The organism is Kitasatospora sp. NPDC101447, from assembly GCF_044767225.1.
In the GTDB taxonomy this organism is placed as follows: Bacteria; Actinomycetota; Actinomycetes; order Streptomycetales; family Streptomycetaceae; genus Kitasatospora.
This window is the reverse complement of the sequence record NZ_JBIWNL010000011.1, coordinates 34946-59041: the sequence shown is the minus strand read 5'-3', so window position 1 is coordinate 59041 and position 24096 is coordinate 34946. Positions and strand designations below refer to the sequence as shown.

General features: G+C 74.5%; 18 protein-coding genes and 1 pseudogene. 7 read left to right on the top strand and 12 right to left on the bottom strand.

What is annotated here, in order from left to right; translation table 11 throughout:
* Positions 1-47 precede the first annotated feature (47 nt).
* Complete coding sequence (locus tag ACIRST_RS17765; RefSeq protein ID WP_402803054.1) at positions 48-2114, top strand: MDR family MFS transporter; 2067 nt, start codon at positions 48-50, stop codon at positions 2112-2114.
* A gap of 172 nt (positions 2115-2286) precedes the next feature.
* Here ACIRST_RS17765 and ACIRST_RS17760 read toward each other — a convergent pair whose 3' ends face one another.
* From ACIRST_RS17760 to ACIRST_RS17750, 3 genes are all read right to left on the bottom strand, one after another.
* On the bottom strand, positions 2287-3072 hold the full coding sequence (locus ACIRST_RS17760) for a hypothetical protein (RefSeq protein WP_350521033.1): 786 nt from the start codon (positions 3070-3072) through the stop codon (positions 2287-2289).
* A gap of 227 nt (positions 3073-3299) precedes the next feature.
* The gene (locus ACIRST_RS17755; RefSeq protein WP_402803053.1) at positions 3300-6056 is read right to left on the bottom strand and encodes an SdrD B-like domain-containing protein; all 2757 of its coding nucleotides are present in this window, start codon (positions 6054-6056) and stop codon (positions 3300-3302) included.
* A 489-nt stretch (positions 6057-6545) separates the two neighbouring features.
* A complete protein-coding gene (locus ACIRST_RS17750) occupies positions 6546-7583 on the bottom strand; it encodes an aldo/keto reductase (RefSeq protein WP_396552003.1) in 1038 nt (345 codons plus the stop codon).
* A gap of 119 nt (positions 7584-7702) precedes the next feature.
* On the opposite strand from ACIRST_RS17750, the gene ACIRST_RS17745 reads away from it, so the two are divergent.
* On the top strand, positions 7703-8440 hold the full coding sequence (locus ACIRST_RS17745; protein WP_402803052.1) for a TetR/AcrR family transcriptional regulator: 738 nt from the start codon (positions 7703-7705) through the stop codon (positions 8438-8440).
* 65 nt (positions 8441-8505) lie between these two features.
* Here the strand turns inward: ACIRST_RS17745 and ACIRST_RS17740 are convergent, their stop codons facing one another.
* The 3 genes and pseudogenes from ACIRST_RS17740 to ACIRST_RS17730 all read right to left on the bottom strand — a co-directional run bounded on the left by ACIRST_RS17740 (position 8506) and on the right by ACIRST_RS17730 (position 11723).
* On the bottom strand, positions 8506-9114 hold the full coding sequence (locus ACIRST_RS17740; protein WP_350521036.1) for an SUKH-4 family immunity protein: 609 nt from the start codon (positions 9112-9114) through the stop codon (positions 8506-8508).
* Between the two features lie 668 nt (positions 9115-9782).
* Positions 9783-10334: pseudogene (locus tag ACIRST_RS17735) on the bottom strand (TerD family protein); the annotation flags it as partial.
* A 180-nt stretch (positions 10335-10514) separates the two neighbouring features.
* On the bottom strand, positions 10515-11723 hold the full coding sequence (locus ACIRST_RS17730; RefSeq protein WP_350521037.1) for a cytochrome P450: 1209 nt from the start codon (positions 11721-11723) through the stop codon (positions 10515-10517).
* A gap of 69 nt (positions 11724-11792) precedes the next feature.
* Here ACIRST_RS17730 and ACIRST_RS17725 point away from each other — a divergent pair, with 69 nt between their 5' ends.
* The 3 genes from ACIRST_RS17725 to ACIRST_RS17715 all read left to right on the top strand — a co-directional run bounded on the left by ACIRST_RS17725 (position 11793) and on the right by ACIRST_RS17715 (position 15270).
* Positions 11793-13052 carry a pyroglutamyl peptidase gene (locus ACIRST_RS17725; protein WP_402803051.1) on the top strand — a complete coding sequence of 420 codons (1260 nt, stop codon included), beginning with the start codon at positions 11793-11795 and terminating at the stop codon, positions 13050-13052.
* 190 nt (positions 13053-13242) lie between these two features.
* Entirely contained in the window at positions 13243-14112 is an 870-nt protein-coding gene (locus ACIRST_RS17720) for a hypothetical protein (protein WP_402803050.1), read from the top strand.
* 81 nt (positions 14113-14193) lie between these two features.
* Positions 14194-15270, top strand: a complete 1077-nt coding sequence (locus ACIRST_RS17715) for a restriction endonuclease (RefSeq protein WP_350521040.1) — start codon at positions 14194-14196, stop codon at positions 15268-15270.
* Positions 15271-15294: 24 nt separating this feature from the next.
* Here the strand turns inward: ACIRST_RS17715 and ACIRST_RS17710 are convergent, their stop codons facing one another.
* From ACIRST_RS17710 to ACIRST_RS17700, 3 genes are all read right to left on the bottom strand, one after another.
* On the bottom strand, positions 15295-15720 hold the full coding sequence (locus ACIRST_RS17710; protein WP_402803049.1) for a cupin domain-containing protein: 426 nt from the start codon (positions 15718-15720) through the stop codon (positions 15295-15297).
* 112 nt (positions 15721-15832) lie between these two features.
* Positions 15833-16585: a Mut7-C RNAse domain-containing protein gene (locus ACIRST_RS17705; protein WP_350521042.1), complete on the bottom strand. Its 753-nt coding sequence runs from the start codon at positions 16583-16585 to the stop codon at positions 15833-15835.
* A gap of 130 nt (positions 16586-16715) precedes the next feature.
* Entirely contained in the window at positions 16716-18032 is a 1317-nt protein-coding gene (locus ACIRST_RS17700; RefSeq protein ID WP_402803048.1) for an MFS transporter, read from the bottom strand.
* A gap of 420 nt (positions 18033-18452) precedes the next feature.
* Here ACIRST_RS17700 and ACIRST_RS17695 point away from each other — a divergent pair, with 420 nt between their 5' ends.
* Positions 18453-20849 (top strand): molybdopterin cofactor-binding domain-containing protein, encoded by a 2397-nt coding sequence (locus ACIRST_RS17695; protein WP_402803047.1) that lies wholly within the window; start codon positions 18453-18455, stop codon positions 20847-20849.
* A 161-nt stretch (positions 20850-21010) separates the two neighbouring features.
* The gene (locus ACIRST_RS17690; RefSeq protein WP_350521045.1) at positions 21011-21478 is read left to right on the top strand and encodes a (2Fe-2S)-binding protein; all 468 of its coding nucleotides are present in this window, start codon (positions 21011-21013) and stop codon (positions 21476-21478) included.
* 69 nt (positions 21479-21547) lie between these two features.
* On the opposite strand, the gene ACIRST_RS17685 is transcribed toward ACIRST_RS17690, so the two are convergent.
* The 3 genes from ACIRST_RS17685 to ACIRST_RS17675 form a co-directional block, all read right to left on the bottom strand.
* Positions 21548-22153, bottom strand: coding sequence for a TIGR03086 family metal-binding protein (locus ACIRST_RS17685; protein ID WP_350521046.1), 606 nt, complete (start codon positions 22151-22153; stop codon positions 21548-21550).
* Between the two features lie 201 nt (positions 22154-22354).
* Positions 22355-23110, bottom strand: coding sequence for an SDR family NAD(P)-dependent oxidoreductase (locus tag ACIRST_RS17680; protein ID WP_402803046.1), 756 nt, complete (start codon positions 23108-23110; stop codon positions 22355-22357).
* A gap of 152 nt (positions 23111-23262) precedes the next feature.
* Positions 23263-23937 (bottom strand): class I SAM-dependent methyltransferase, encoded by a 675-nt coding sequence (locus ACIRST_RS17675; protein ID WP_402803045.1) that lies wholly within the window; start codon positions 23935-23937, stop codon positions 23263-23265.
* Between the last annotated feature and the right edge of the window lie 159 nt (positions 23938-24096).

Genomic DNA, 24096 nt, shown 5'->3' with positions numbered 1-24096 from the left:
GGTCGAACCGGATCGCGATCGGTGCCCGGACCCCAGAGGCTGACGGCATGACCGTCGCCACCGAGAACCCGCCGCTCGCCCCACCGGTGCTGGACGTTCGGCAGCGGAACGTCGTCTTCGCCACGATCGTGCTCGGCATGCTGCTGGCCGCCCTCGACCAGACCATCGTCGGCACCGCGCTGCCCACCATCGTCGCGGACCTCGGCGGGGCCGCGCACATGTCCTGGGTGGTGACCTCCTACCTGCTGGCCGAGACGGTGGCCACCGTGCTGGCCGGCAAGTTCGGCGACCTGTACGGACGCAAGCTGATCTTCCAGATCTCGGCGGTCGTCTTCGTCGCCGGCTCGTTCCTGTGCGGGCTGGCCACCGACATGACGCTGCTGATCGCCTGGCGGGCGGTGCAGGGCGTCGGCGCGGGCGGGCTGATGGTCACCGCCATGGCGCTGATCGCGGACGTCATCCCGCTGCGCGAGCGCGGCAAGTACCAGGGCGCGATCGGCGCGGTGTTCGGCGTGGCCACGGTGATCGGGCCGCTGCTGGGCGGGCTGTTCACCGACCACCTGTCCTGGCGCTGGGCGTTCTACGTCAACGTGCCGCTCGCGGTCGTGGTGGTGATCGCGGCCGCCCGGACCATCCCCTCGGTGCGCTCGGCGACCCGCCCGGTGATCGACTACCTGGGCATCGCGCTGGTCGCGGTCGGCGCCGGCGCGCTGATCCTGGCGACCAGCTGGGGCGGCAACCAGTACCCCTGGGGCTCCGGGGTGATCATCGGCCTGTTCGTCGGCGGCGCGATCGCCCTCGGGCTGTTCTGCTGGACCGAGACCCGGGCCGTCGAACCCATGCTGCCGATGCGGCTGTTCCGCAACCCGGTGTTCACGGTCTGTTCGGTGCTCAGCTTCATCGTCGGCTTCGCGATGCTCGGCGCGCTCACCTTCCTGCCGACCTTCCTGCAGTACGTCGACGGTGACTCGGCGACGGTCTCCGGCATCCGGATGCTGCCGATGGTCATCGGCCTGCTGCTCGCCTCGATCGGCAGCGGCACCGCGGTCAGCAGGACCGGCAAGTACCGGGTGTTCCCGATCGTCGGCACGGCCGTCATGGCCCTCGGCCTCTACCTGCTCTCCCGGCTCGAACCCGGCACCGGCACCGCGCTCGCCTCGCTCTACATGTTCGTGCTCGGCGTCGGCATCGGACTGAGCATGCAGGTGCTGACGATCGCCGTGCAGAACACCGTCGACTACGCGGACCTCGGTACCGCCACCTCCGGGGTCACCTTCTTCCGGACCATCGGCAGCTCCTTCGGCACCGCCGTGTTCGGCACCATCTACACCAACAGCCTCACGACCGAACTCCGCGAGGGCGTCGCCACCGCCGCCCGGCTCACCGGCGCCGACCCGGCCGTGCTCGCCCGTGCCGCCGAGAGCCCCCAGAGCCTGCACGGGCTGCCCGCCGACCAGGCCGCGCCGATCGTGCAGGCCTACTCCGACGCGCTGCACACCGTGTACCTGTGGACGATCCCGGTGGCCGTGATCGGCTTCGTCGTCGCGCTCTTCCTCAAACAGGTACCCCTGCGCGACACCGCCCGGGCCGGCTCCACCGACATGGGCGAGGGCTTCGCCCAGCCGACCACCGCCGACTCCGACCCGCACCTGGAGTACGCGGTCTGCAAGATCGTCCGCGGCGTGGACCTCGACACCGTCCGGGCCATCGTCTCCGACGCCGACACCCGGGTGGACCTCGGCGGCGCCTGGGCGCTGATGGAGGTCGCCCAGCACACCAAGGTGATCGGCCGCGCCGACCTCGACCTCATCGCCGCCCGCAAACGGATCCCGCCCGAGGTCCTGGAGCCCGTCTTCGACCGGATGGCCGCCGAGGGCTACCTCGTCCGCGACGGCGGCGTCCTGGTGAACACCGAGACCGGCACCCGCGAGGTCCGGGCCCTCGCCCGCGCCTGGTCCGACTGGCTCAACGCCCGCCTCGACGCCGACGCCGGCCGACCGCGCAGCCCGCAACTGCGCACCGCCGCGGACGCCATCGCCTGGCGCCTCCTGGTCGAGGACCTCGCCAACGGCCTCCCCGCGAAGGCCCGTTCGACGGACAGCGCACGGGTCTAGACGGTCCGCCGGCGGCTACAGGCGGGTGGTGTCGAGATCGAGGCCGAAGGGCGCCGGGAGGTGGACGGGCGTGCCGAACGGATGCGGGCCGCTCTCACGGGCGTACCCGAGGCGGGTCGGTTCGCTGTACAGCGTGCAACTGACGCCGCGTCGTCGGGTGACGCGGTCGGCGTCAGCCGGCCAGCCAGGGGGCCTCGGGGAGCTTGGCGGCGGCGTCGTGGCCGGAGAAGTCCGCCGTGGTCGGCGTGCCCAGGCCGGCCATCCGCATCGTCACCCGCCGCAGCGCGCCGTCGCCGTCGACCCAGTAGGTCAGTGGCGAGCGCCCGCCATCGGGTGCGGAGCCCTGGGCGCGCGGGCCGGCGATGCGGTCGTAGCCGCGGCCGTCGATCCGGTCGCGGCCCAGCCAGCGCGCCCCGGACTGGGCGAGCAGCAGCGGGTTGTCGGGGCGGTCCGCGCCGAGCTGGACCACCAGGCTGAGCCCGGAGTCCAGGGGGTCCGCGGTGTAGGAGCGCGGCGACCAGCCCTGCCGCGGCACGTGCTCGGCCTGCTGCCACGCCGGGCCGTCGACGCCGGCCGGTTCCGGGGCCAGGCCGAGGCCGCCGGTGTCCCAGATGATCAGCCCGTGGTCGAGCGGGCCGCTCGCCCCGGTCGTCCGGTAGCGGCCCACGCCGCGGTGGGTGCGGTAGTCCACGACGCCCTCCACCCGGATGGTGACGCCTCCGCCCTCGGCGGCCGTGAGCGTCACCCCGACCGGAGCGGCCTGGTAGAGGTTCAGCCGCGACAGGGCCAGCCGGGAGGCTTCGTCGCTGGTCACCGGCCGCTCGTCGGCCTCGTCGGAGACCGTCCGGTAGACGACCAGACCGCCCGCCGCGGTGCCGCACACCGCGATCGCGGCCAGGGTGAGGAGCCAGCGGCTCCGCCACGGCCTGCGGGTGTCGTCCTTCGTCCTCCGGGCCATGCGGGTGCCTTCTCTCGTGGGTCGGTGTGCGGTCGGTGTGCTGTAGGTGAGTGGTCTGCGTGGGACCGGGCTGCCCGCGACGGGGGCCGGTCACGACAGTCGGGCGGGTTCGGGGACCAGTGGTCCGCGAACCCGCCCGATCCGGCACCGGCACGGATCGCCGGTGCCGGTCTGCCCGGCCGGGGGTTACCACCCCTGGCCAGGGTTGCCAGCCCGGCCTGGGGTTGCTAGCCCTGCCGGATTGCCCTGCGCCTACGGACCAGCAGCACCAGCGCCGCACCGAGGGTGATCAGCGCCGCCGCTCCGGCTACGGCGAACGGGATCGCCGCGCCCGCACCGGTGTTGGGCAGGTGCCCGGGTCCGGGAGCCGGCGGGGCCGGGGGTGCGGGGACCGGGGTCGACGTCGCCGGCGGTGTCTCGGTCGGTGTCGACGTCGGGGTGGGTGTCGGCGTCGGCGTCGGGATCAGCCGGTTGACGGCCGTCACCTCGACTCCGTCGTCGAGGTTCCCGCTGGTGAGCACCAGCGGCCCGAGCACCGTGACCTCCGGCGCCGAGTAGCCCGCCGGCGGGCTCAGTTCCTGCCAGTAGTACGTGCCCACGACGCCCTTGCCCTGGCAGAGCCCGTCGGCGCCGGTGGTGCACGGTTCGCCCACCTTGGTGTCGGGCTTGTCGCCGGTCGGCTGCAGCCCGTCCGTGCCGTTCGTCTCGTGCCACAGCTGGAACTTGGCGCCCGCCAGCGGCTTGCCGTCCTGGTCGTGCTTGACCAGGCGCAGCGCGCCCTCCTGCTGGCGGAAGCCGAAGTCGTAGGTGTGGTCGTTCTGGCCCGGTCCGCCGGTGGTCAGCCCCCGTTCCGGGTACTTGCCGCCGGCCGGGACGATGCCCTTGGAGTCGATGAAGTGGTTGTCACCGACGTCGTGTTCGGTGGGCGCCCACTGGAACAGCGGGCCGTCCTTGGCGTAGTCGGCCGGGTTGTCCAGCTTGATCGTGTACGTGGTCCTCGCCTTGAGGCCGCCCTCGACGTTGCTGTCGTCGAAGTAGTACTCGCCGCGCGCCGTCGTCTTCGTCGTACCGACGAGCTTCCCTGACTCGTCGTACAGGTGGACGGTGACACCCGGCACCGGGCGCTGGCCCGGCAGCTGGAGGCCGCTGCGCTCGGGGTCGTACCAGACCCGGTTGCCGATCTGCAGCGGCGCCTGGTCGCAGAGCACTTCGAGGTCGCCCATCGCGGCGCCCTTGCCGAACGGCGGGATCGGCCCGACCGGGTTGAGGCGCAGGCCGCCGTCGGCCTTGCCGTCGCGCTTGTCGAAGCCGGCGCCGTAGCCGTAGGCCATGCCGTTGGTGTCGTAGCCCGAGGTCGCGATGGAGTCCTCGACCTTGGAGAACGCCATCCCGGCGTTCAGGGCGTTGTTGTGGCCGATGCGGTTGTTGTCGAAGAACCGGGTGCCCCGGGTCGTGGCCCCGCAGCCGTTGTTGGTGTCCAGCACGTAGGTGCCGTTCACCAGGCAGGCCTTGTTGAGGTCACCGCCGGGCAGGACCTTGGCCATCGTGCCGCCGGTCGGTGCGGCCGCCGACTGGTCGCCGAAGCGGTCCCGGAAGGCGAGCACCATCGAGCCGTCGGTCTCGAACGCGATCTCGGCCAGGGCCGGCTCGGGGTTGGCCAGGTAGTCGGTGCAGGCGTGGCCGTTCTGCGTGGTCGGGAAGGTGTCCTGCCACGGGAACCAGCCGGTGCCGGGGCACGCGGTGCCGACCGTGCTGCCGCGCGGGTAGTCGAGCTTCTGGTCCAGCACGGCCTTCTTGAACGTGCCGGTGTCCGGGTCGAAGGGCAGCACCACGGCCCGCAGGTCCGCGGTCTTGCCGGTCGACTCGCCCGAGCAGACGCCGCCGAGGTAGCCGGTGCCGTCCTGCAGGCCCAGGCCGTACGGGCGCCAGTCCCCGGCCGCCGGGCAGCCCGGGTCGGGGATCGGGTAGGCGGCCTTCGGCTCCGCCGCCGTCGGCCCGGTGGCGTCGTAGCGGTAGAGCTTGCGGTCGTGGAGGTTGACGACGAACAGGTCCTTGCCGTCGTCGGAGATCTTGACGGCGCCCAGGCTCTCCTTGCCCACCGCGGGCAGGAAGGCGTCGTCGTTGTCCGGGCCGTGCGGTGTGCTGCCGGCGTCCGGAACGGTCGTGAAGAGGGCTGTCGTCTTCTTCACCGGGTCGGTCACGTAGATCGCGCCCGGGCCGCCGGGGCCGTACGCCGTGGTGCGCTTGGCCGAGGCGGCGGAGAAGATCCGCTTGTCCGCCCGGTTCCACGCGATGCCGTAGATGTTGCCGGTCTGCTCGGCCGTGGCCAGGTCGGTCACGGTCGCGTCGGTGCCGGCCACGCCGCGGGCGCTGTACGGGAAGGAGACCAGTGTGCGCGCCGATGCGCCTTCCCGGGGCGCCGGCTGGCAGGTCGACACCAGCGGCGCGTTCTTCTGGCAGTAGTCACCCGGGCTCCACAGGCCCGTGGTGAGCTCGACCTTCTTGCCGCCGCCGAGGTCGACGAACTCCTCGTTGCTGCTGAGCTGGTTCGGCGCGCCGGTCAGGCCCTGGCGCGAGGCGAAGGCCGGGAACAGCACGCCCGGCTTCGGGTTCACCACCTGGATCCGGTACTTGCCGCCGGTCGCCTTGCTGGCGGCCGGTGCCAGTGTCACCGTGCCGTCGGCCGCGGTGGTGCCCTCGATGCCGACACCCGCGTCGTCGGTGAGCGTCACCTTCACGCCCGCGATCCCGGGTTCCAGCACGGGGGTCCACACCCCGGTGGTGTCCACGGCCCGGATCACCCGGACCGTTACGGTGCCGTCGCCCGTCTGCGGAAACGCCGACGGGGCCGCGGCCAACGAGCAGGCGCCGATCGCGACGGCGACCGCCGCCGCGCCGCCTGCGGTGCGGCGGCCGAGCCGAGCCGGTCGCCACCGGTCCGGGTCGCGCGCCGCGCCGACTGTTCGTTCACTTGTCGTCGTCATCCCTGCTCTCATCGTCACGTTGGGCATGCGTCCGGTGGGGGCCTGCCGCCCGACCTCGCACGGGGGTTCGCGAGTGGCGGAAAGCCGCCATTGTTAACGGGAGCTTAAAGCGGACGCGAGAAGTTCGCAGGAAAACAAGGAACCTTGACGGAGCGTCAGACGTTTCGACGGCGGTCGCACCAACGCGCCACCCTTCCGGAAGCAGGCCGCTGACCTGCGCGGGAGCGTCACCAGGGGGTCCGTCGCCCCCCGAGAAGCATTGCATGAACCTGTCGACAATCGAACACAGTTCCTGCCGAACCTGCACACACCGTGACCCAAATCGCCTACCCCACCGACAACTTCCGTACCGCCCCGGCCTCCCCCATCCGGCCGAAACCCCCCTGGCGCAACGGCCCCCACCGCCCACACGACTGGGCGCAGCCCGAGCTGCCCCAGGCTGCGCCCAGTCGAGCGGGGACGGCCCTCGAACCCGGTCCGCGCCGTGGGTCAGCCGGCCATCGGCGGGTCGAGGCGGGCGAAGGCCGCCTGCCGGCGGTACGGGAAGTACGGGTACGGGGCGGTGCGGGCGCTGGCGGCGTCGAGGCGGGCGATCTGGTCGTCCGTCAGCGACCAGCCGACCGCGCCGAGGTTCTGGCGCAGCTGCTCCTCGTTGCGGGCGCCGATGATCACCGAGGAGACGGTCGGGCGGCGCAGCAGCCAGTTGATGGCGATCTGCGGGACGGTGCGGCCGGTCTCGGCGGCGATCTCGTCCAGGGCGTCGACCACCCGGTGGAGCAGCTCGTCCTCGACCGGCGGGCCGTAGTCGGCGGTGTCGTGCAGGCGGCTGCCGGCCGGGAGGGGCTGCCCCCGGCGGATCCGGCCGGTCAGACGGCCCCAGCCGAGCGGGCTCCAGACCAGGGCGCCGACGCCCTCCTCCCGGGCGAGCGGCATCAGCTCCCACTCGTAGTCGCGGCCGACGAGGGAGTAGTAGACCTGGTGGGCGGCGTAGCGGGGGCGGCCGTGGCGGTCGGCCAGGGCGAGGGACTTCATCAGCTGCCAGCCGGAGAAGTTGGAGACGCCGGTGTAGCGGATCTTGCCGACCCGGACCAGGTCCTCCAGGGTGGCGAGCACTTCCTCGATCGGGGTGTCCGCGTCGTAGGCGTGGAGCTGGAAGAGGTCGAGGTAGTCGGTGTCGAGGCGGCGCAGCGCGTCGTCCACCGAGCGGACCAGGCGTGCGCGGGAGGTGCCCGCGTCCTGCGGGCCGTCGCCGGTGGGCAGGCCGGCCTTGGTGGAGACGAGGACCTGGTCGCGGCGGCCGCGGATCGCCCGGCCGAGCACTTCCTCGGAGGCGCCGTCGGAGTAGACGTCGGCGGTGTCGAAGAGGGTGACCCCGGCGTCGATGGCGATGTCGAGCAGGCGGCGGGCCTCGTCGACGTCGGTGGTGCCCCAGGCGCCGAACAGCGGGCCGCGGCCGCCGAAGGTGCCGGTGCCGAGGCTGAGCGCGGGGACCTTGAGTCCGGATGCGCCGAGTCGGCGGTATTCCATGTCGGTGGTGGCGGTGCCCATGGTGTTCTCCCCTCGAAGCCCCTAATGGGACTCCCGTTCCGTTAGGATGCTCTGAACCTAGCAGACCCCTCGCGACTAATGGAACAGGAATCCCGTTAATGGCTGCCAGATCCGTCGACCCCGGCGAGTCCGTCGACCCCGCCGAGCCCGCCGAGCCCGCGAGCACTCCCGAGCCCGTGGGCACCGCGGAGTCCGTGGGCACCGCCGCGTCCGTGGGCACCGCCGAGCCCTCCACGCCCGGTACCGTCCGCCCCGGCGGCCGGACCGCCCGGGTGCGCACCGCCGTCCTGCGGGCCGTCGAGGACGCCCTGGTCGAGCACGGCTTCAGCGGTCTCGACCTCGGCGACATCGCCCAGCGGGCCGAGGTCGGCCGCACCACGGTCTACCGCCGCTGGGGCAGCACCACCGCGCTCGTCGCCGACCTCCTGGCGGACATGGCGGAGCAGTCGCTGCCGCGCACGCACACCGGCTCCCTCGCCGAGGACCTGCGGGCCAACGCCCGGCTCGTCCGGCGCACCCTGGCCGACCCCCGGCAGGGCGCGCTGTTCCGCGCGGTGATCGTGGCGGCGAACTGCGACGCGGACGCCGCCGAGGCGCTGCGGCACTTCTACCGGCGCCGGGTGGAGGAGTGGGCGCCGTGCGTCACCGAGGCCGTCGAGCGCGGCGAGCTCCCGGCGGACACCGACGCGTCGGAGGTCGTCCGGGCCGTGTCGGCACCGCTCTACTACCGGATGCTGACCACCGTCGAACCGCTGGACGAGGCCGCCGCCGACCGGGCCGCGGCCGCCGCCGGGGCCGCCGCCCGCGCCGGGGCGTACCGGCTGCAGGGTCCCTGAAACGCGAACGGCCGCACAACGCCTGCGCGTTGTGCGGCCGCCCGGTGCGGAGGGGACGGAGGGGGTCAGTCCTCGTCCAGCTCCTCGTACTCCTCCCGCAGGTTCACCGCGATCTGGCACCAGAGGTCCGACTCGTCCGGCCCCTGGCCCAACTGCTCGACCAGGGCCTCGAACTCGTCGAGCGCGGCGTTCGCGTCGCCGCCGACGACCCGCTCCTCGAAGCCGGCCAGCAGCCCCAGGGCGCCGATCACCGCGGGCAGCGAGTCGGCCGCCCAGCCGCCGTAGCCGCGCGCGTGGTCCCAGCCGTCCGCGTTGTAGATCTTCACGGCGCCGGATCCGGCGTCGACCATCAGGTGCCACTCGTCGAACGTCCCGACGCAGTACCCCCAGTTGCTCGGCGGGGTCTCGTCGTCCGGCGTGCGGTTGCCGAACAGGTCGTCCAGGTCCGCCTCCCACATCCCGCGCTTGGGCAGGTCCGTCGCGTCGAAGCCGACGAAGTCGAGCCCGACGGCCGGCAGGCCGACCTCGGTCAGGAACGCCCGGGCGGCGGGCGACTCCAGACGCTCGGGCAGCACCTCGGGCCGCCACAGCGTGCCCGGGCCGAAGCAGGACTCCAGCCAGGCCGCGGTGGGATGGCGGGCGGCATCGAGCAGCTCGGCTTCGGACGTGGTCATCGGTGCGTCTCCCCCGGTCAGAACGTGTGGCGACGACCATTCAAACGCACGGCACCGACAGCACGGGCCGCCGGGGTGGTCCCCGACGGCCCTTCAGGAGCTGCGCTTCCCCGCTGCCTGACGGCTCGCCCGGCGGTTCGCCCAACGGTCTAGAAGAGGCCGTCGTCCTCGTAGTAGTTGTTGACGACGACCTCGGGCCCGTCGTCGTCGAAGGCCTCGTTGAGCAGCGCGCCGCCGACCAGGCCCGCCGCGCCCGCACCGATCAGCGCACCGGTGCCGAAGCGCCGGCCGCCGCCCTGCGCCGGCTGGCCGGGCGCCTGCGGGTAGCCCTGCTGCGGGTAGCCCTGCTGCTGGACGGGCTGCGGGTACCCCTGCGGCGGGGTGTAGAACGGCGGGACGGTCGTCTGCACCCGCTGGGCACAGGCGGCGCAGGTCTCGATCTGGCGGGGCACGCCCCACTGCGGCGACCACAGCACCGCCGTCGTGCCGGCGCCGTGCGAGGGGTCGAAGAAACACGTCACGGGGGAACTCCCTGTTGCCGGTGGGGTCTGCGGTACGGGGGGCAGTGCGGCGGGCACCGCCGGCGGGGCGGCCGGCACGGCGGGCTTCACCGGAGCCGGAGCCGGCGCCGATGCCGGAGCGGGCGGGACCGCGGGAGCGGGCTGCAGGACGTCGACGCCGAAGTCCGTCGCGATGCCCGCGAGCCCCGCGGCGTACCCCTGCCCGACCGCCCGGAACTTCCAGTCCGCGCCGTGCCGGTACAGCTCGCCGAACACCATCGCGGTCTCGCTGCCCGCCACGGACGCCACGTCGTAGCGGGCCACCTCGGCGCCGCCGTCCGGGTCGGTGACGCGGACGTACGCGCCGCGGACCTGCCCGAAGTTCTGCCGTCGCTGCGCCGCGTCGTAGATCGCCACCGCGAAGACGATCTTCTCCACGTCGGCGGAGACCTCCGCGAGCCGGACCTCGATCTGCTCGCGGTCGGGCCCGCCGCCGGAGCCGCCCTGGTGGCGGACCGAGCCGTCCGGGCTCCGCAGGTTGTTGAAGAAGACGAAGTTCCGGTCCGAGCCGACCTTCCCGTCCGCCCCGCACAGCAACGCGCTGGCGTCCAGGTCGTACCCGGCCGCGGCCGTCCAGCCGAGGCCGATCCGGACCACCTGCAGTCCGGGTGCCTGCTTGCCCAGGGAGACGTTGCCGCCCTTCGTCAGGGCCACACTCATGGGACTTCCTCCACGACCGTACGAGTACCGCTGTTCGACTACGACAACGCTGTAGAAGTCGAGCCGGTTCCCGCTCCCGCCGTCAGGATCGCGTCAGCCCCGGACGCCCCCGGACCGGCCCGAACGCCCCCCGAGCCGCCCCGGCGCCATCCCCCGGGGGCGTCCCCGAGCCGCCCCGGCTCAGTACCGGACGGGCAGTTCCAGCAGGCCACGAGCCCGCAGGGTGGGGCGGTGGCGCAGCTGCTCGACCGGCACGTCCAGGGCCAGGTCGGGGAAGCGGCGCAGCAGGGCGTTCAGTGCGACGGCGGTCTCCATCCGGGCCAGCGGCGCGCCGAGGCAGTAGTGGATGCCGTGGCCGAGGGCCAGGTGGCCGGTCTCGCGGCGGCGCAGGTCGAGCCGGTCGGGGTCGGTGAACTGCGCGGGGTCGCGGTTGGCGGAGCCGAGGGCGAGCAGCACGGTCTCCCCCGCCGGGACGGTGACGCCGCCGATGGTGACGTCCTCGCGGGGGAAGCGGCGGATGGCGAGCGGGGCGGGGCCGTCGAAGCGGGCGAACTCCTCGACGGCGCCGTCGATCAGCTCCGGTTCGGCGCGCAGGGCGGCGAGTTGCCCGGGGTGGGTGAGCAGGGCGAGGACGGCGTTGGCGATGAGGTGGACGGTGTTCTCGTAGCCGGCGAAGAGGATGAGGAAGGCGAGCGAGGTCAGTTCGTCCTCGGTGAGGCGGTCGCCGCCTTCCGCGCCGCCGCGGACGGACTCGTCGCGCACCGCGGTCAGGTCGGACAGCAGGTCGTCGCCCGGCTGGGTGCGCTTGCGCTCGATCAGGCCGGTGAAGAAGCCGAGCATCGCCTTGACGGCGGCGCGGGTCGCCTCCGGGCGGTCGGGGTCGGGGGTGATGAGGCTGTCGGTCCAGGCGCGGAAGTCGTGGCGGTCGTCCTCGGGGACGCCGAGGAGGTCGCAGATGACGGTGATCGGCAGCGGCGCGGCGTAGGCGGCGAGCAGGTCGGCGCGGCCGGCCGGGGCCATGGCGTCCAGCAGTTGCCCGGCGACCTTCTCGATCGGGGCGCGCAGTGCGGCGATCCGGCGCGGGGTGAAGGCCTGGGAGACCAGTCGGCGGATCCGGGTGTGGTCCGGCGGGTCCATGTTGAGCAGGTTGGCGTCCAGCGCGGGCGGCAGGGCGAAGCCGCGGTAGTTCCCGGGCGCGGCGTGTGCCTTGTCGAGGGCGAGCCGCGGGTCGGCGAGGGCCTGGCGGACGTCCGGGTAGCGGGTCACCAGCCAGAAGGGCAGGCCGTCCGGGCCGACGACGCGGTGGACGGGCGCGTCGGCGCGCAGCCGCGTGTAGCCGCCGTACGGGTCGGCGATCAGGGAGGCGAGGTCGAGGTCGGGCGCTGTCACCGGGCCAGCCTACGGGCATCGCGGCGGCACCCTGGCGGGGTGTCAGGTCTGAACCTATTGTCAGGTGACATGACATTACTTCGCCGTACCGCCGGACTGGCCGCCGCCCTCACCGGAACGCTCGCCGCCCTGCTGGCCCCGGCCGCCGCCCAGGCCGACCCGGCCGGCTGCCGCACCGCCGCCACGGTGTCGCTCGACGCCGAGCAGGCCCGTCTCCAGGACGCCCGCACGGCCGCCTTCACCGAACGGTCCGGCCTGGGCGACCTGCTCCGGGGCTTCCCGGCCGCCCTGTGCTCCGCCCGCACCGCCCACCGCGCCGAACGGGTGGTGGACGCCTGGGGCCGGGCGCTGTGGCAGGCCGGCGTGGACCGCGCCCAGGGCCGCCGGCCCGGCGGCGAACTGCCCGCCGCGGACGACCGCCCGCTGTACTGGACCAGGCTCGCCATGACCGTCCGGCTGGCGCAGTGGCAGCCCGGGTTCGCCGTCGACCGGGCCGGGCTGCGGGCCCGCTTCGAGGACGCCTCGCGCGGACTGGCGGACGGCTTCAGCGCCGCCCACGGCCTGCGGCGGATCTTCGTCAGCGGCTTCGACCCGTACGGCCTGGACACCGAACCGCGCCGCGCCAACCCCTCCGGCTCGGCCGTCCTGCAGCTGAACGGGCGGCGGATCACCCTCGCCGACGGCAGCACCGCCGAGGTGCGGGCCGTCGTCCTGCCGGTCCGCTACGGCGACTTCGACGGGGGGATCGTGGAACGCGCCTTCGGCCCGCACCTGGTGCCCGGCCCGCAGTCCGCCGACCTGATCACCAGCATCAGCCAGGGCTACCCCGGAAAGTTCACCCTGGAGGACTGGGCCGGGCGCGCCCGCTCCGCCGACCCGGCCACCGACAACGTCGGCGCGCTCTCCGGCGGCACCACCCGGCACCCGGTCGACGCCCCCGGGCTGGCCGCCGGGCCCCAGTTCGTCCGCACCACCCTGCCCACCGAGGCCATGACGGCGGTGCAGCAGCCCTACCCGGTCCTGCTCAACACGCCCGTCACCGAGATCCCCGCGGGCGCCACCGACCCCGTCGTCCGCGCCGACGGCCCCACCCCCGGCTCCCGCGCGGTCGCCGGCGGAGGCGGCGGCTACCTCTCCAACGAGGTCGCCTACCGCTCCAACCGCCTGCGCCTCGACCTCGCCCCCGGCCTGCCCGGCGGTCACCTCCACACCCCGGTCCTCACCGGCCTGCCCGCCGACGGCGACCTGCTCACCGCACCGGAGTTCGAGCAGAACGAGGCCGCGATCGCCGACCAGGTCCGCGCGATCCTGAGCAGCGCCCGCCTCTGAACAGCCCCGCCTCCGAGCACCCACCGGGGCGGGCCGACACCGGCCCCCAGCGGCCCGCCCCGCCCGGACGCGCTCCGAAACAACGCGCTCCGAGAACAGCCGCCTCCGTTCGGCGGAGTCCACCGGGACGTACCCGACGGTTCGCGTCGCGCTCGGCGGGAGTTGTCGGACACGCCCTACCATCCGGACCATGGGCAGCTGGCACGTCACGGTCACGGACCACCATCGCAGGAGCGGCGGCCGGCCGCAGGGACGCCCGGAAGGGCCGCTGGCCCGGCGGGACGGGCTGGAGGTGCACGGCCGCGACGGCGAGCTCCGCTGCGTCGACGCCACCGGCCGGGTCCGCTGGCACCGGCCGTGCCCGGGCCGGCCGAACGCCGCGCACGTCTCCGCCGACCGGGTCCTGGTCACCACCGACTCCTTCGACTACACCCCCCGGGGCCACCTCGGCCCCGCCCTCCTGCTGGACCTCGCCGACGGCGCGCTCGTCGCCGAACTGCGCGGCGAGCGCGGAGCGGCCCTCGGCGGCGGCCGCTTCGTCCTCGGCCTGCAGGGCTACGACGCGTTCGACACCCGGGCGTACGACCGGGACGGCACCCCGGTCGACTCCTGGCGCAGCTACGGCCACTACGTCGTCGGCAGCGGCCTGCGGGTGGTCGAGACGGACCGCCGCCACCCGACCGGGAGCCGGGTGGTGCGGCTGCTGCCCGGCGGCCGGATCGAGCACGGCCCGCTGCTCGCCGACCCGCAGGCCCCCGAGCCGCTGGTGCTGCCCGACGGCACCCTCCTGGTGCTCGACGCGGGGACGCTGCGCGCCGTCGGACGCGGCCTCGACGACACCGTCCTCGCCGAGCTGCACCCCCTGGCCCCCGACCGGCAGCACCGCTTCACCGGCTCGCTGCGCCGCACGGCCGACCGCCTCGACGTGACCCTGGTCGAGCGCCACCCGACCCGCATGGGCTCGTACACCACGCACGCCTGGACCCTCGAACTGCACCCCCCGCAGCCGGCCCGGAACCCCTCCCCACCTCGCCAGGTCTCGATTGGGCAGCGGAACTGACGGGGTGACGATCCGTCGCCCGCGATTCCCCTACGGTGACGCCTACCTGCACGAATCGTCACCTGCAAGAGGGGGCACTCCATGTCCCGGAGCCGGAAACTCCACCGCCTCGGCAACCCCGACGCCGACGAACGCCGCGCCCAGCGCGTGCTGTTCCGCCACCTGCGCGACGACACCAACGCCAACCGCGGCCGGATGGCCAGGCGCGTCCGCGAGCTCCAGCTCCTCATGGCGATGGACCCCGTCGAGTTCGAGCAGCTCGTGGCCCGGCTGATGGAGGCCATGGGCATGAAGGTCGAGCTGACCGCCCGCTCCCGGGACGGCGGCGTGGACGTCCGCGGCATCGACACCGACCCGTTCCGCGGCGGGAACGTGATCGTGCAGGTGAAGCGGTACCGCGACACCGTGCCGCCCTCGGCGGTGCGGGACCTCTACGGCACGCTGCGGCACGACGAGGCCGCGACGAAGGCCGTCCTCGTCACGACCAGCAAGTTCGGCCCGAGCGCCCACCAGTTCGTCACCGGCAAGGCGGTCACCCTGATCAACGGCGCCGAGCTGGTCGGGCTGCTCAAGCACCACGGCTTCCACGAGGTGTTCGCGGCCGCCCAGGAGGACGCCTCCGCCGAGGCGGCCGGCCTGGACGGGCTGCCCGCGATCGAGGTCGCCGCCGAGCCCGCCCGGCTCCTCCTGCACTGGACCGGTGCGGAGGAGTACGACATCGCCGCCCTGGTCTGCCGGGGGAACGTCGCGGTGTCGGACGACCACCTGGTGTTCTACAACAACGCCTCCACGCCGGACGGTTCGGTGCGGCTGGTGACCGGCTACGAGGACGCGAACGCCTGCCTGATGGTCGACTTCGACGCCCTGCCCGCCGACGTCGACCGGCTCGTGGTCATCGCCGCGGCCGACACCGGGAACCACCCGGACGCCACCATGGCCGGATTCGCCGGCCCGGCACTGATCCTGGAGACCGGCACCGGCCAGGACGCCGCCGTGATGCACCTCGCGGACGGCGCGGAGACCAACACCGCCATGCGGCTCGGCCGCTTCGACCGCGACGCCCACGGTGACTGGGAGTTCACCCCGGCCCTCGCCGGCTACCCGGGCGGGCTGCACCAGGCCGTGGTGGCGTACGGCCTGGAGGTCGACGACGCGTAGCCGGGCCGGCCGGCCCGGCCTGCCTCAGCGGACGGTCGCCCGCCAGGGGCCGTCCTCGGGGCGGGCCTCACCGTCCGTGCCGGGCCAGGGCGGCACGGTGACGGCGGTGATCCGCAGCGGCCCGTCGGAGTCCTCGTCCGCCCGGAACTGGAAGGCGGTGCCGAGCGGTATCGACGCGGCGGTGCCGGGCACGAGCCGTACGGTCTCCTCCCGTGCGCCCTGGCGGCGCCACAGCGCGCCGCTGCCCGCGGTGACCTGCCACAGCTCCTGGACGGTGGCGTGCGACACCGCGTGGGTCACCTGCCCGGGAGCGAGCGTGAACACCGCGAGGCTCCCCCGCCCCTCCAGGACCAGCAGCGGGTACACCGCGGCTCCGTCCGGCGCGGTGACGACGGGGGCGTCCGCCAGGCGCGCGGTGCGGAAGGGGTCGTGCTCCGGCTGGTTGCTCATCCGACGACCTGGCCTCTCCCGCGACCGGTCCCGCGACCGGTCCCGTGACCGAACGACGTGTTCCCCCCACCGTCGATGGGAACACGACCGCGCGGCCGCCCGCCAGAGCGCCTCAGCCCGATGCCGCCCCGAGCCGGTCCTGCCCGTCGCCGAAGTCGCGCACGGCTTCGGTGACGATCGCCTCCAGCCGGGCGTGGTGGGCGCCGCGCCAGTAGGCCTGGCCGCACTCGGTGCACTGGGCGAAGGCGTCGTAGGAGCGCTCGGTGCCGTCCCGCAGCTGCTCGCGCACCGAGGTCTTGGTGACCGTGCGCAGTGTGCCGTTGCAGGTGGTGCAGCGGCTCCAGGGAGCGAGCGGCGGGGCGAAGCGCGAGAGCACGTCGCGCAGTTGCTCGGCAGGGCGGTGGCTGTAGACGTAGGCGCCGGCCCACAGTTCGCGGCGGCGCAGCAGGCCGCGGTCGCGCGAGAGCAGGACGCGCTGCTCGGCGGCGGAGCGGGCGGCCAGCGCGGCGTCACCGATGTCGGGGTTCTCGTACGCGGCGTCCACGCCGAGCAGGCGCAGGCGGCGGGTGAGGGTGCCGAGGTGGACGTCCAGGAGGAAGCGCGGCGGGGTGGCCGAGGGCTGCGGCCTGGTCACCGCGCGGACGTCGATGTGCTCGCCGTCGGCCGGGACGTACGCGTCGGGCACGGCCCGGCCGTCCACCAGCAGGGCGCCGACCTCGGTGAGCGGGACGCCCAGGGACTCGACGACGTGGCCGAGGGTGGAGGTGCCGTCCGTGTGCAGCGCCGTGCGGCCGGCCCGCCGGGGCGCGGAGACGAAGAGGTGCAGCTCAGGGGCGAAGTCGAGCCATATCCGGGGTCTGTCCACGCGGCCAGCATGCCAGTGGGCGGTGGGCCGGTGCCAGCGGTTTCCGGACGGTCCGGCTGCTCGCCCGCCGCTCCCCGGGTGCCCCGCGCGCCGGCCCGGCCGCCGCTGCGCCGCTGCGCCGCTTCGGCCGTTACGCCGCTTCAGCCGCCGTGCCGGCCGTGCCCGTCCCGACCGGCGTGGCCGTCACGACCGGCGCGACCGGCTCCGACGGTGACAGCGCGTGACCGCGGTCCCGCTCCGCCCAGCGGGCCACCGGCCCCATCGCGAACCCGGCCGCGAGGAACACTCCGCCGAGGACCAGCCAGCCCGCCAGGCCCCCGTCCAGCAGCAGCGCGGTGAGCAGCAGCGGCCCGAGGGTGCGGGCGACGGCGACGCCGGTGCCGAAGAAGCCCTGGTACTGCCCGATCCGGTCCGGCGGAGCGAGGTCGAAACCGATCTGCCAGGAACCCGCCGACTGCCGCATCTCGCCGGCCACCTGCAGCACGGACGCCACGACCAGCAGCGCGCCGACCGCCCACACCGGGACGTCGAGCGCGGACAGTCCGAAGACGGCGCAGCAGGCGAGCAGCAGCACCCCGGCCGAGCGGACCGCCCGCGCCGCCGAGTCCAGCCCGGTGACGTCACGGGCCGCCCGGACCTGGAAGGCCAGCACCGCAAGGGTGTTGAGCACGAACAGTGCCGAGCCGAGCCAGCCGATCCCGGGGGCGCGCTGGGCGATCCAGAGCGGGATGACCAGGCTGAGCAGCGGCATCCGCAGCAGCAGGACGGCGTTGACCAGGGTGACGGCGGCGTACCGCCGGTCGCGCAGCACGGCCAGGCGCGGTCCGGTGCCGGACTCCTGGGCGGCGGGCGGGACTTCGGGCAGTCGCCGGAGCACCAGCGCGCCGACGAGGAGGCCGATCGTGGTGACGACGAAGGCGCCCAGGTACGCGGCCCGGGTGCCGACGCTCAGGGCGATGCCGCCGACGGCCGCCCCGACGGCCAGGCCTCCGTTGAGGGTCGACTGCAGGTGGGCGAGCAGGCCGGTCCGCTCGCCGGCCGGCACCAGACCGGCGACCAGAGCCTGCCGGGCCGCGGTCAGTCCGGACTGCGCGGTGGCGTAGAGGCAGACCGCCAGCAGGAACGACGGGTAGGAGCGGATCACCAGGAAGGCGACGACCACGGCCGCGGCCGCGAGCCCGAGCGCCACCGCCGTGCGGCGCGGGCCGCGCCGGTCGGCGAGGTGGCCGAGCGGGACGGCGGCGACGGAGCCGAGCGCCCAGCCGATCGCGAGGCCCAGGCCGAGGGCGGTCGGTGACATGCCGACGACGCGGGTGAAGTAGAGCGCGGAGCAGGTGTAGTAGGCGCCGTCGCCCACCGCGCTCGCCAACTGGGCTGCGGCCAGGGTCCGCTGGGGGCCGGCGGGCGGGAGGAGGCTGCTCCGCCGGGCGGCTCGGTCGGTCGGCACGTCTCTCCTCCACGGGGTGACCGACCGTCACTGTCCGCCCGACGGCTGACCACCCACCCACGGACGGGCGACATCACCGATTCGACGAGCGGCGCGCGGGCCGGGAGTTCACAACCGTCGGCGACGGTTCGGCTCCTACCCTAGGCCGGAACTGGCCCATCCGACAGGTCCAATGATCAAGGAGTTCCTTGGGCCACTTCCGCGGGCCGCCGCACCGCCGACCGAGCGCTGAACCCTCGTGCGACAGTGGGTCGTTGGGCTCTCCAGGCCCTTCGGGAACGTTCCGGCCGAGCTGTTCCCGCGCCCCCGCAGCGCCGTCCGTACCCGTTCCGAATCCGCGCCCGCCGAACGCTGCAAAAGCCCGATCGCCCAAGCCGGGGGCCAACTTTGACCGTGTTGACCCGTCAGTAGCGCCCTTTTATGCTCAACGGCGTTCGCGATCCGGCACCGGGGCCGGGGCCGCCGTGCCCGCCCGATCCGGCGCCGTCTCCGGCACGAAGGGTTCCTCCCATCAGTACCTCCGTCGCCCCCTCGGACTCCACCGGCCACCCGGGCGATGCCGGCCCCCCCGCCGAACCCGCCGACCGACGCCGCTTCCTCACCTACCTGCTGGCCGCACCCACCCTCACCGTCGCCGCCCGCCTCGGCCTCGACGCCGCCGCACCCGCCACCGCGCGGGCCGCCACCCCGGGCGCCGGACAGGCCGCCGCGCAGGCCGTCCACGCCGCCGCGGCCGCCGGGTCCGCCGCGCCCCCGCAGCTGCTCGGCCTGCCCGGCATCCCCGACATCGTCGACCTCGGCGACGCGATGATCCTCGCCGGGCTGCCGACCTCGCACCTGCTGGTCCTCGAACTCACCCCCGCCGGACGCGCCGTGCTGTACCTGCCGCGGCTGGAGGTCGGCCAGGGCCTGACCACCGCGATCGCGATGCTGGTCGCCGAGGAGCTCGACGCCCGGCTCACCGACGTGGACGTACCGCTCTCCGACGGCCGTCCCGAGCTGCTCTTCAACCAGCTGACCGGCGGATCCAACTCCATCCGCTCGCTGTACGACCCGGTGCGCGGCGCGGCCGCCGCCGCCCGGGCCCGGCTGGTGACGGCCGCCGCCAGGCGCTGGAACGTTCCGGCAGCCACGCTGCGCACCGCCGACTCCGCCGTCCTCGCCCCCGACGGCCGCCGGCTCGGCTACGGCGACCTCGCCGCCGACGCCGCCGCCATCTCCGCGCCCGCCGTCCCCGCCGTCCCGAAGGCCGCCGACCGGCTGCGCCTGGTCGGCAGGCCGACCGGCCGCATCGACGCCCGCGACATCGTCACCGGCCGCGCCAAGTACACCGGGGACCTGCAGATCCCGGGCGCCGTGCCGACCGTGGTCGCCCGCCCCACCACCGTCAACGGCACCCTCAAGTCCCTGGACGCCTCCGCCGCCCGCGCCATGCCCGGCGTGCTCGGCGTGGTGCAGGTGCCGAGCGGCGTCGCGGTCCTCGCCGAGACCTTCGACCAGGCGCTCAAGGCGCGCGACGCGCTGCGCACCACCTGGAACCCGGGCCCGGTCGCCGGGCTCTCCACCGACGACGTCAGGAGCCGGCTGCGCGCCGCCCACGCGCCGTTCCTCCCCCCGCCGCTGCTCGCCCAGCACCTGGACGCCGAGTTCGACTTCGCCTTCGTCAACCACGCCCCGATGGAGGTGCTCACCGCCATCGCCGACGTCCGGCCGAACCGCGCGGAGTTGTGGTTCGCCGCGCAGAGCCCGATCGTCGCCCAGCAGACCATCGCCGCCGAGCTCGGCCTGCCGCAGAACGCCGTCACCGTCCACGTGGTGCGCGGCGGCGGCTCGTTCGGCCGTCGGCTGTTCTTCGACGCCGCCCTGGAGGCCGCCCGGATCTCCAAGGCCGCCGGCCGCCCGGTCAAGCTGATGTGGACCCGCAACGACGACATGCGCCACGGCCGGATGCGCCCGGCCAGCCACCACCGGATCCGGGCCGTCTACGGCCTCGACCACGTGCTCGGCTGGGAGCACCGCGCCGCCGGCGTGCAGACCGACTTCGGCCACGGCCTCGGCGAGGCCCTCACCGCCGCCGGCTACAACCTCCCGCTGGCCGGGCTCACCACCTCCGAGGCGTTCTTCCTGCTCACCGAGAAGAACCCGTACGACGTCGGCGTCCCCGTCCAGTTGCTCGCCGAGGTCCCGCTGGAGCTGCACACCGGCAGCTGGCGGTCGGTCTACTCGGGCACCGTCCGGGTCTCCGACGAGATCGTGATGGACGAACTGGCCCGCCGGATGGGCCAGGACGAGGTCGCCTTCCGGCGCGCCCGGCTGCGCAGCGCCGCCGGCCGGACCGTCCTGGACACCGTCGCCGCGAAGGGCGGCTGGGGCCGTCCGATGCCGCCCGGCCAGGCCCAGGGTGTCGGCTACCACGAGGAGAACGGCGGCACCGCCGCCTACCTGGTCGAGCTGGACGCCACCGACCGGGCCAACCCCCGGGTCACCAAGGCGGTGATCGCCGCCGACGTCGGCCGGGTGATCAACCCCACGGGGCTGGAGGCCCAGTTGACCGGCGCGCTGGTCGACGGCATCTCGGTGATCCTGCAGGCCGGCAACCACCTCGACAACGGCGCCTTCCGGGAAGGGAGTTACGGCGACTTCCACTACGCCCGGCAGCGGCACACCCCGCCGGTGGTCGAGATCCACCTGATGCCGCCGAGCGGACCACCCGGCGGCGCGGGCGAGTTGGGCGTCCCGGCCGCCTCCGCCGCGGTCGCCAACGCCTACGCCCGCGCCACCGGCACCAGCCCGCGCTCCTTCCCCGTCAACTTCTGACCACCCGGAACCACGCACGCCCGGCACCGCATCCGCCCTGAGCCACGAACGTCAGGCACCGCGAACGTCCGGCACCGCGAACGTCCGGCACCGCGAACGTCCGGCACCGCGAACGTCCGGCACCGCCTCCCGACCACCAGAGCCGAGGATCCCGACTCCCCATGCCCACCCACACCTTCCTCCTCAACGGGCAGCCCGTCACCGTCGAGGCCCCGGACGACATGCCGCTGCTCTGGGTGCTGCGCGACAAGCTCGGCGTCACGGGCCCCAAGTACGGCTGCGGGGTGGGCGTCTGCCGCGCCTGCACCAGCCACCTCGACGGCCAGGAGTTCCAGCCCTGCACCCGGTCCGTCAAGGACTGCGCGGGCCACACCGTCACCACCATCGAGGGCCTCGCCGACGGCGACACCCTGCACCCCGTCCAGGAGGCCTGGCTCGCCTGCGACGTCGCCCAGTGCGGCTTCTGCCAGCCGGGGCAGATCATGGCGGCGGTCGCCCTGCTGCGCCGCACCTCGGATCCGACGGACGCGGACATCGACCGGATCCAGAACGTCTGCCGCTGCGGCACCTACCCGCGGATCCGGGAGGCGATCAAGCAGGCGGCGGCCGCACGGCCGGCCAAGCCGTGACCGTGGTGCGCCCCCGCCCGGTCGCGGGCGGGGGCGTGCGCACCCGTCGGCCGGTCCGCCGCCCCCGCGCTACCCGGTGACCGGCGCCGCCGGATCGCGCCCGAAGAACGCGGCGAGCCGGTCGTACGGCGGCGCGTCCTCGGGCACGGCGACGGCCGGGCCGAAGGCGTGGTGGTCCTCCTCCGTGCCGCGGTACTCGGGCTTGAGCGCGCCCTCGGCCCAGGCCAGCGCGGCCAGCGCCACCTCGTGGTCCAGCCCCTCGGTGGACTGGCCCGAGGACCGCGCCAAGTCCCAGCCGTGGACGGCGAATTCGGCGATCTGCTGGTCCACCGGGAAGCGGGCCGGCAGGGTGCCGAAGCCGGGCACCTCCAGCGTGCCGCCGAGGTCCCCGGCCGCACGCCAGGCATCGACCAGTTCCTCGGCCCCGGCCTCGAAGGCGTGCAGCCAGTCCTCCTCGACCCGCGCGAAGGGCTGCGACCAGTCCGGCTGCCCGCCCTTCGCCCGGACGGTGAACTGCCGCAGGTCGTGGAGCAGATGACTGACCAGGTCGCCGACGTCCCAGGAGCGGCAGGGAGTCGGGTGGCCGGCCAGCTCGACGCCGGTGCCGTCGATCAGCCCGGCGGTCTGCGCGAGGGCCCGGGCGAGCAGTCCGATCGGGTCTTCCGCTGCGGTCATGGCACACCTCTCGGTCGGGGGCACATCGGTCGGGGCACGGGTCGTGCCGGGCGATCGTAAGCGCGTGCGCCGACAACCGCCCGGCACGACACCGCGCCGGGCCCCGCTCCCACCGGGTGCCGGACGCCGGCCGGCGGACCGGCGGCTACCGGACCAGCGGGTCACCGACCACCGGCCACCGGCCACCGGCCACCAGGACCGTCAGGCCCCGACGCCGCCGTCCACCGCCAGCTCCGCACCCGTCACATAACGGCCGTCCTCGCCGACCAGGTAGGCGACGGCCGCCGCGACCTCCGCGCCGGTGCCGAAACGGCCGAGCGCGGTGAGCCCGCGCTGGAACTCCGCCGACGGGCCGTCGGCCGGGTTCATGTCGGTGTCGATCGGGCCCGGGTGCACCAGGTTGGCGGTGATCCCGCGCGGGCCGAGCTCGCGGGCCAGCGCCTTGGTGAGCCCGATCAGCGCGGACTTGCTGGTCGCGTACAGCGTGGCGCCGGGGAAGGCGACCTGCTTGGCCACGCAGCTGCCGATGGTGACGATCCGTCCGCCCTCGACCAGGTGCGCGGAGGCCGCCTGCGCGAACAGGAAGGGCGCCCGGACGTTCACCTCCAGCACCCGGTCGACGTCCTCCAATGCCGCCTCGCCGATCGGGCCGACGGCGCCGACGCCGGCGTTGTTGACCAGGACGTCCAGCCGTCCGAACCGCTCGACGACCGCCGCCACCACGGCCTGCACCGCCTGCGGATCGGCGCTGTCCGCGCGGACGGCCCAGCCGGCCCGCCCCATCGAGGTGATCTTCGCGGCGACCTCCTCGGCCCGCTCCGCGCCGCCCTGGTAGGTCAGCACCACGTCGGCGCCGTCCTCGGCGAGCCGCAGCGCGACCGCCGCTCCGATCCCCCGGCTGCCACCGGTCACCAGGGCCACCTTGCCGTCGAGCACCGCGGTTCCGTTCATCGTCATATCTACAGAACTCCTCGTTCCGATCTCGGACATGACTCGATCCTGGTCCGCGGCGCCGCGGACCTCCGGCGGTATTCGGACGTTGCGTTGAACCTTCAACGATGCCACGCCGCGCGCCCTGCCCACGCCGCGCGCCCCGGCGTGCGCGCCGCCTACCGGTAGTACGAACCGACGGCCGGCTGCCCCGTGTAGTTCGGCCCGGCGCCCGGGTCGGCCCCCGCGTAGACGAAGGGCAGTTCGACCGGCCGGCCGCCGTCCAGGACGAGCAGGTGCCGCCGCGCCCGGTACCCGAACCCGGCCGCCCGCAGCGCCGCCACCACCGGGCGGGCCGCGCTGCTCCCGTCCGTCCGGCGCACCGACTCGGGGTCGAAGTGGGCGGCGAACCGGCCGTCCGGAGCCAGCCAGGAGGCGGCGCGGGCGATCGCGCCGAGCTGGTCGCCGAGGTAGTGCAGGCCGTGCACACAGGTGATCAGGTCGTACGGCCGCTCCGGCGCCCAGTCCGCGACCGCCGCGGTGACCAGCCGCAGGTGCGGCAGGGCCGCCCCGTCCGGCAGCGGGGACATCGGGCCGACCAGGTCGACCCCGGTCAGCTCGGCGCCGCCGGGCGGCAGCTGCCGCGCGGCCTCCGCCAGCGCCCGGCCCTCACCGCTGCACAGGTCCAGCCAGCCCGGCACCGCGGCGGCGCGCTCCCGCAGCCAGGCCAGCGGGTCGAAGCCGAGCGAGCGGGCGTAGCTGTTCACGCCGCTGAGCCCGCGCTCGCGGTTCATCGTGCTGTTCGCCACCACGGAGGTGGCGATGAGCTCGTCGTCACTGATCAGTCGGACCATCAGCCGACCCTACCGGCGCCCGTGGAGTCATCGGACGGCCGGGAAACGCGTCGCGGGGGGGGGGGGCCCCCCCCCGGGGGGGGGGGCGGCGGGGCGCGGGGGGGGGGGGGGCGCCCGCGGGGGGGGGGGCGGGCCCCCCGCCGGGGGGGGGGGGGGCGG